Source organism: Janthinobacterium sp. PSPC3-1 (assembly GCF_049896105.1).
GTDB lineage: Bacteria > Pseudomonadota > Gammaproteobacteria > Burkholderiales > Burkholderiaceae_D > Janthinobacterium.
In genome coordinates this window covers 362,110-368,836 of the sequence record NZ_JAFCTQ010000003.1, presented here as the reverse complement: position 1 = coordinate 368,836, position 6,727 = coordinate 362,110, and the positions used below count along the sequence as shown (strand labels likewise).

Sequence of the window (6,727 nt, the reverse complement as noted above, 5' to 3'; positions counted from 1 at the left end):
AGCTTTGAAATGGCCGCTTCGGTCGCGCCGGCCTGCTGCGACAGTTCGAAAAACTGCGTGCGATGGTCAAACGCGAATACGCACAGCTCATCCCATTGCTTGCGCGCCACCGTCGTGCGGTGCAGGCGCGCCAGGGTCGCATCCTGGTCGGGGTGCGTGAGCTTGTCGGCGTTGGCGAGGAAGTAATCGAGCTCGACGGGCGACGGCATGGCCGGCGCGCAGCCATGGCGCGACACCACCAGCGCGCCACAGCCATTGGCATAGCGGCAGCAGGCCTCGTAATCTTCGCCGCGCAGCCAGCCTTTCAAGAAGCCGGACAAAAAGGCGTCGCCGGCGCCCAGCACATTGAGCACCGCCACGCGCACGCCGCGGTAGTTGTAGGCGTCGTCCAGGCTGGCGGGAATATCACCCTCGATCACGGCGCTGCCCAGCGGACCACGCTTGACCACCAGGGTGGCGGCGCTGACGGCGCGCACCGCCTGTAGGGACGCCATGATGTCGGCACCGCCGCCGGCGATCATGAATTCCTCTTCGGTGCCGACGATCAAGTCGAACTGCGGCAGGATGCCCTGCAGATGTTGCGTCACGCCCTCGTTCGACACAAAGCGCGTTTCGCCATCGGCCTTGCCCGACAGACCCCACAGCACGGGCCGGTAGTCGATATCGAGCACGGTGCGCACATTGTTGGCACGGGCCAGGCGCAAGGCCTGCGAGCTGACGGCGTGCATGGCGGCCGTCGAGAAATGCGTGCCGGTGATCAGCAGCGCCTTGCTGCTGGCAATAAACGCCTGGTCCACCGACGCCGCGTCGATGGCCATGTCGGCGCAATTCTCGCGGTAGAAAATCAAAGGAAAGGTGTCCTTGTCCTTGATGCCCAGCATCACCAGCGCGGTCAGCCGGTCGTGGTCGATGCCGACATGGCTGACATCGCAGCCTTCTTTCGACAAGGTATCGGTCAGGAAACGCCCCATATGGTCGTCGCCGACTTTCGACAGCATGGCGGACTTGAGGCCCAGGCGCGCCGTGCCGAAGGCGATATTGGCCGACGAGCCGCCCAGGTATTTGGCGAAGCTGGTGGCGTCTTCCAGGGTGCTGCCGATCTGCTGCGCGTACAGGTCCACCGCCAGGCGGCCCAGGCAGATCACATCGAGCGCGCGGCCCGGAGCAAATTGTGTGGGATTGTTCATGGTTATCCTTAAATCGTGACGCCGTCGAGTTCGCTCATCAGCGTTTGCATTTCCTCGCCGCCCGCCATCATGTCGAGCAAGGCGTCCTTGGTCACCGTATCCTTGGTGAACGTACCGAGCGACTTGCCCCGGTTCAGCAGGGTGAACGAGTCGCCGACCGGATACGCGTGGTGCACATTGTGGGTAATGAAGATCACGGAAATCCCCCGTTCGCGCGCCTTGTAGATCAGTTTGAGCACATTGAACGATTGCTTCACGCCCAGTGCCGCCGTCGGTTCATCGAGGATCAGCACGCGGGCGCCAAAGTGGATCGCGCGGGCAATCGCCAGGCACTGCTTTTCACCGCCCGACATGGTGCCGATGGCCTGGTGCGGGTCGCGCACCATGATGCCCATCTCGGCCAGCTTGGCGCGTGCCGTCTCGGCCGCATAATCGATGTCCATCACGGGCACCAGGCCCAGCAGTTTTTTCATCGGCTCGCGGCCCATGAAGAAATTGCGCGCCACCGACAGCAGCGGCACCAGCGCCAGGTCCTGGTACACCGTGGCCACGCCCATGTCCAGCGCTTCGCTGGGCGAATTGAACACCACCGGCTTGCCGTCGACCAGGTACTGGCCTTCGGTCGGCTTGTGCACGCCGGCCAGGGTCTTGATCAGGGTTGACTTGCCGGCGCCGTTATCGCCCAGCAAGCAGTGCACTTCGCCCTCTTTCAACCGCATGGTGATGTTCTGCAGCGCCAGCACGGAGCCGAAACGCTTGCTGACATTTTCCAGGGCAAGAATATGGTCGCTCATGATTTACCTCGATTCCGTGACGCGTGAGCGTACAAAGTTATTGAACAGCACCGCGATCAGCAGCATCACGCCGAGGAACACGCGGAACCAGTCCGAATTGATATTGGTGTAGGTGATGCCGATCTGCACCACGCCGAAGATCAGCGCGCCGAAGCAGGCGCCGACCACCGAGCCGTAGCCGCCGGTCAGCAAGGCGCCGCCGATGACGGCCGCGATAATGGCTTCGAATTCCTTTTGCATGCCGCGGTCGGCGGCGGCCGAACCGATGTCGCACACTTGCAAGGTAGCAAACAGGCAGGCGCAGAAGGCGGTGAAGACGAACAGCGAGATTTTCACTTTGCGCACCGGCACGCCGACGTTCTTGGCCGCGTTGGCGTCGCCGCCGACGGCGAACATCCAGTTGCCGAAGCGGGTACGCGACAGCACGAAGGCGGCGGCGCCGGCCAGCACGACCCACCAGGCGATCACTTTCGGGATGCCCTTGACCAGCGGCGAGCCGTCATCGAGCACGGCGATCCAGCCGTGGGCGCCCAGCCAGTGGAACAGGCCGGTGGCAACATTACCCTGGAACAGCAGGCTGGCCAGCCAGTCGTTGGCCGCCAGGTCGCCCACGCCGCTGACGATGGTGCGGTTGGCAAACATGATCGACAGCGCCAGGGTCAGGCCGCGCAGGATGAACAGAAAGGCCAGGGTGACGATGAACGACGGCAGGCGCGTCTTGATGACGATATAGCCGTTCAGCCAGCCCAGCGCCATCGAACCGGCAAACGCGAACACGATGGCCGCCCACAGCGGCCAATGGAAATAGATGGTGGGGATGGCGATCATCATGCCGGCAAAACCGATCATGGAGCCGATCGACAGGTCGAATTCACCGGCGATCATCAACAGGCAGGCGCCGATGGCAATGATGCCCAGGTAGGACGCCACCTGCATCCAGTTGACCACGCCGTCGAGGTTGAACATGCCGGAATCGCCGGCGGTAATGATAAAGAACGCAAACACCAGCACCGTGCCGGAGATGGAGGCGAATTCGGGCCGGCCGAACAGTTGCTTGGCGCGGCTGGTCTTGCCGACCCGTTCGTCGGCGGCAGGCGCGGCCTGCTTCAGGGCCGGAGTCACGCCTGGGGCGGCCAGGCTGGATTTAAGCGCAGTCATGTGATGTCCTTTCAGTTACTTGTTTGCCAGAAATACGGACGCAAGGCGTACGTATCCGACGCGCCGCCCACACACGTGGCGCGGCGCTGGAACCGGCCCGCCAGCGATACGCTGTGGGCCGCTGGCAGACTCTGGATTAGCGGAATTGCCCGGCGTACTTCTCGACCTTGGAGATGTTGTCCTTGGTCACGAAACCGGGGCCGGAACTGATGTGGCGCGGGCCATAGATGGGAGCCAGGCCGTATTCGGCCAGGCGCGCCTGGTATTTCGGATTGGCGATCAGGATTTCCTTGACCTTGGCCAGGTCGGTGATCTTCTGCTGCTTCATGATGGCCATCACGGCGACCGGGATATAGCCTTGCAGGTAGGGCTGCTGGTCGATCGCAAACTGGATGCTGCCGTCCTTGATGCCCTTGGCAATTTCATCGGACAGGTCGAAGCTGGCGAAATACATCTTGCCCTTCAGGCCCATCTTTTCCACCGCGCGCATGGCCGGCGGCGCCGAGTCAGGTCCCAGCGCCAGCACGGCCTGGGTTTTCGGATTGCTGCGCAGATAGGCGCTGACCTTGCTTTCGATCACGCCAGGATCGACGCCGTTGGTGTCCAGCGTGGACGACTTGAAGTCGACGCCGAGCGCATCGGCAAAGCCGCGGCAGCGTTCGAACGACGAGGCGTTCATCGCATAGTGATTCACGCACACGAAGGACTTGATGCCCGCCTCCTTGGCGCGCTTGCCGGCGCCCAGGCCCGCGTCATATTCTGGCTGGCCGACGTGCATGATGGCTTTCAGCTGTTCGCTTTGCGCCAAGGTGCCCGAGTTGATGGTGACCAGCAGGATTTTCTTCGCCACCACCGTGCCCAGCGGTTTTTGCAGCACGCTGAAGTCGGCGATGTCGGCGATCAGGCCATCGTAGTTGCGCGCCGCCGATTGCTCGATCAGGCGCGCCATGTCGGCCAGGTCGCCATTCGGCGGATTGCGGTAGTCGACCGTGACATTGAAGTCTTCGCCGGCCTGCTTGATGGCGTTCTTGATGGTGTTCCACCAGGAATCGGAGTCCGGCGCATGGCTGACCATCACGAATTTCTCGCCGGCCGCATGGCTGGCGCCGCTGCTCAATCCCAGGCTGGCGCCCATGGCGGCGATGGCCAGGCACTTCAACAAACCCTTGCTCTTGATGCTATACATGAATGTCTCCTAGATGGATTAATTTTTATAGTTGTCAGCTTTTGATGAAGGGTGACACCGGCCTGCTCCACCTTTGCGGCATGCAGTCCGGTGCACTGCGCATAGATTAGTCCAGGCTTACGACAAACGCAATGAAAATTTCAAGATTTTTTCAAATAGAAAATTGTTTCTGTTTTTTGAAATCGCTCTTATAATTATTGCGAGACGATCCACACCACAACAGGAGAACACAGATGATCCAAGTAGCATTGTTTGGCGCCGGCCGCATCGGCAAGATCCACGCCGCCAACCTGGCGGCCCAGGCCGGCGTACAGTTCAAGTACGTCGTCGACGTCAATGCCGAAGCGGCCGCCGCGCTGGCCGCCATCCATGGTGGCAGCAGCGCCACGATCGAGGCCGCGCTGGCCGACCCGGAGGTCAAGGCGGTCGTGATCGCGTCCAGCACCGACACCCATGCCGACCTGATACTGCGCTCGGCCGCCGCCGGCAAGGCCATCTTTTGCGAAAAGCCGGTCGACCTGACGATAGATCGCGCGCGCGCCTGCGCCGCCGCCGTCAAGGAGGCGGGCGTGCTGTGCATGCTGGGCTTCCAGCGCCGCTACGACCCCACTTTCAATGCCGTCAAGCAGCGCATCGAAGCCGGTGAAATCGGCACGCCGGAATTGCTGATCGTCACCAGCCGCGATCCGGGTCCGCCGCCGGTCAGCTATATCAAGGTATCGGGCGGCATCTTCAAGGACATGCTGATCCACGACTTCGACATCTTCCGCTGGATCCTTGACGACGCCGCCGTCAGCGTGCACGCCACCGGCAGCTGCCTGGTCGATCCGGCCATCGGCGAGGCGGGCGACCTCGACACGGCGGTGGTCACCATCCGCACCGCCTCGGGCCGCCTGTGCCAGATCAATGCCACGCGCCGCGCCGCCTACGGCTACGACCAGCGCTTCGAAGTGCTGGGCAGCAAGGGGATGCTGCAGGCGGGCAACCACAAGCCGACCGAAGTGACGGCCTATGGCGCGGTGAATGTCAGCGTGGACAAGCCGGAAGACTTCTTCCTGGAACGCTACCGCGTCGCCTATGCGCAGGAAATGGCGCATTTCTTTGACGCCTTGAGCCATGGCACGCCACTGCGCACCACCGTCGAAGACGGCCTGAAAGCCCTGGAACTGGCGGAAGCGGCGACCCTGTCGTGGCGCGAACAGCGCGTCGTCACCCTGTGAAGATTGGAGAACACATGTCAAATACAAGCTTGAAAATCGGCATCGTCGGCCTGGGCCGGCTGGGCCAGCGCCACGCCATCAACCTGGCGCAGCGCGTGCCGAACGCCGACGTCGTCGCCGCCTGCAGCCCCGTGCCAGCCGAGCTGGACTGGGCCGCGCGCGAACTGGGCATCACCAACGGCTATGCCGACTATGACGCCCTGCTGTCCCACCCGGGCCTGGACGCCGTCTTCCTCGTCACGCCAACCTCGATGCACCCGGACCAGATCATCGCCGCCCTGCGCGCCGGCAAGCACGTGTTCTGCGAAAAGCCGCTGTCGCTGGACCTGGCCGATTGTTTGAAAGTGGAAGCGGAAGCGGCGCGCCATCCGCACCTGACCACCATGATCGGCTTCGTGCGCCGCTTCGACGCCAGCTACCATGACGCGCAGCAAAAGATCGCCCAGGGCCTGATCGGCAAGCCCTACCTGGTGCGCTCGCAAACCTGCGACCAGAACGACCCCAGCGGCGCCTTCATGCGCTTTGCGCCCACCAGCGGCGGCATCTTTCTGGACTGCAGCGTGCACGATATCGACCTGGCCCGCTGGCTGCTGGGCAACCCCACGCCGACCCGCGTCTACGCCAGCGGCACCAACGCCATCCACAAGGGCTTGCAGGAATACGGCGACGTCGACAACGGCCTGGCGACGGTCGAGTTTTCCGACGGCAGCATGGCCACCTTCATGGCTTCGCGCACCCTGGCGCATGGCCATGAAACGCTGACCGAAGTGTTCGGCACCAGCGGACGCCTCGCCGTGGGCAGCAACCCGCGCCTGAACCGCGTGGAAATTTCGGACGCGCACGGCGTGCGCAATGAATGCACGCCCGACTTCTACGCCCGCTTTGCCGACGCCTTTTTGATCGAGGCGCAGGAGTTTACCGACGCGGCGCTGGGCCGACGCACCCTGTCGCTGACCCTGAATGACGCCACCGAAGCGACGCGCTTGGGCATTGCCATGACGCAGGCGATGCGCGAACGGCGGGTGGTGGAGTTTTAAATCCGTTGTTAGCAGCGAAATTCCGGGGTCAGTCGCTTCGCGATCGGACTACGTCCCACTCGGACGTAGTCCCCCGTCGGGTCTGCCCCCTGACTATCTACCCTCTCTCCAGCCTGCCTTCGCCACCCCGGCGCCCCTCCCTATC

General features: G+C 63.0%; 6 protein-coding genes. 2 read left to right on the top strand and 4 right to left on the bottom strand.

Annotated elements, in window-relative coordinates; genetic code table 11:
* The 4 genes from ACP7B7_RS06190 to ACP7B7_RS06175 form a co-directional block, all read right to left on the bottom strand.
* The coding region (locus ACP7B7_RS06190; RefSeq protein WP_426076055.1) for a bifunctional 5-dehydro-2-deoxygluconokinase/5-dehydro-2-deoxyphosphogluconate aldolase at positions 1-1,187 on the bottom strand (1,187 nt) is incomplete at its 3' end.
* Between the two features lie 8 nt (positions 1,188-1,195).
* Complete coding sequence (locus ACP7B7_RS06185; protein WP_308920318.1) at positions 1,196-1,981, bottom strand: ATP-binding cassette domain-containing protein; 786 nt, start codon at positions 1,979-1,981, stop codon at positions 1,196-1,198.
* A gap of 3 nt (positions 1,982-1,984) precedes the next feature.
* Positions 1,985-3,139, bottom strand: a complete 1,155-nt coding sequence (locus ACP7B7_RS06180) for an ABC transporter permease (protein WP_426076054.1) — start codon at positions 3,137-3,139, stop codon at positions 1,985-1,987.
* 136 nt (positions 3,140-3,275) lie between these two features.
* The gene (locus ACP7B7_RS06175) at positions 3,276-4,325 is read right to left on the bottom strand and encodes a sugar ABC transporter substrate-binding protein (protein WP_374694172.1); all 1,050 of its coding nucleotides are present in this window, start codon (positions 4,323-4,325) and stop codon (positions 3,276-3,278) included.
* A gap of 233 nt (positions 4,326-4,558) precedes the next feature.
* On the opposite strand from ACP7B7_RS06175, the gene iolG reads away from it, so the two are divergent.
* Positions 4,559-5,545, top strand: coding sequence for an inositol 2-dehydrogenase (gene iolG, locus ACP7B7_RS06170; protein ID WP_426076053.1), 987 nt, complete (start codon positions 4,559-4,561; stop codon positions 5,543-5,545).
* A 14-nt stretch (positions 5,546-5,559) separates the two neighbouring features.
* Entirely contained in the window at positions 5,560-6,582 is a 1,023-nt protein-coding gene (locus ACP7B7_RS06165; RefSeq protein WP_426076052.1) for a Gfo/Idh/MocA family oxidoreductase, read from the top strand.
* The last annotated feature ends 145 nt before the right edge of the window (positions 6,583-6,727 follow it).

Coding starts and splice junctions, on each gene's coding strand:
- ACP7B7_RS06185 (WP_308920318.1), bottom strand. CDS start 1,981: ATGAGCGACCATATTCTTGCCCTGGAAAATGTCAGCAAGCGTTTCGGC.
- ACP7B7_RS06180 (WP_426076054.1), bottom strand. CDS start 3,139: ATGACTGCGCTTAAATCCAGCCTGGCCGCCCCAGGCGTGACTCCGGCC.
- ACP7B7_RS06175 (WP_374694172.1), bottom strand. CDS start 4,325: ATGTATAGCATCAAGAGCAAGGGTTTGTTGAAGTGCCTGGCCATCGCC.
- iolG (WP_426076053.1), top strand. CDS start 4,559: ATGATCCAAGTAGCATTGTTTGGCGCCGGCCGCATCGGCAAGATCCAC.
- ACP7B7_RS06165 (WP_426076052.1), top strand. CDS start 5,560: ATGTCAAATACAAGCTTGAAAATCGGCATCGTCGGCCTGGGCCGGCTG.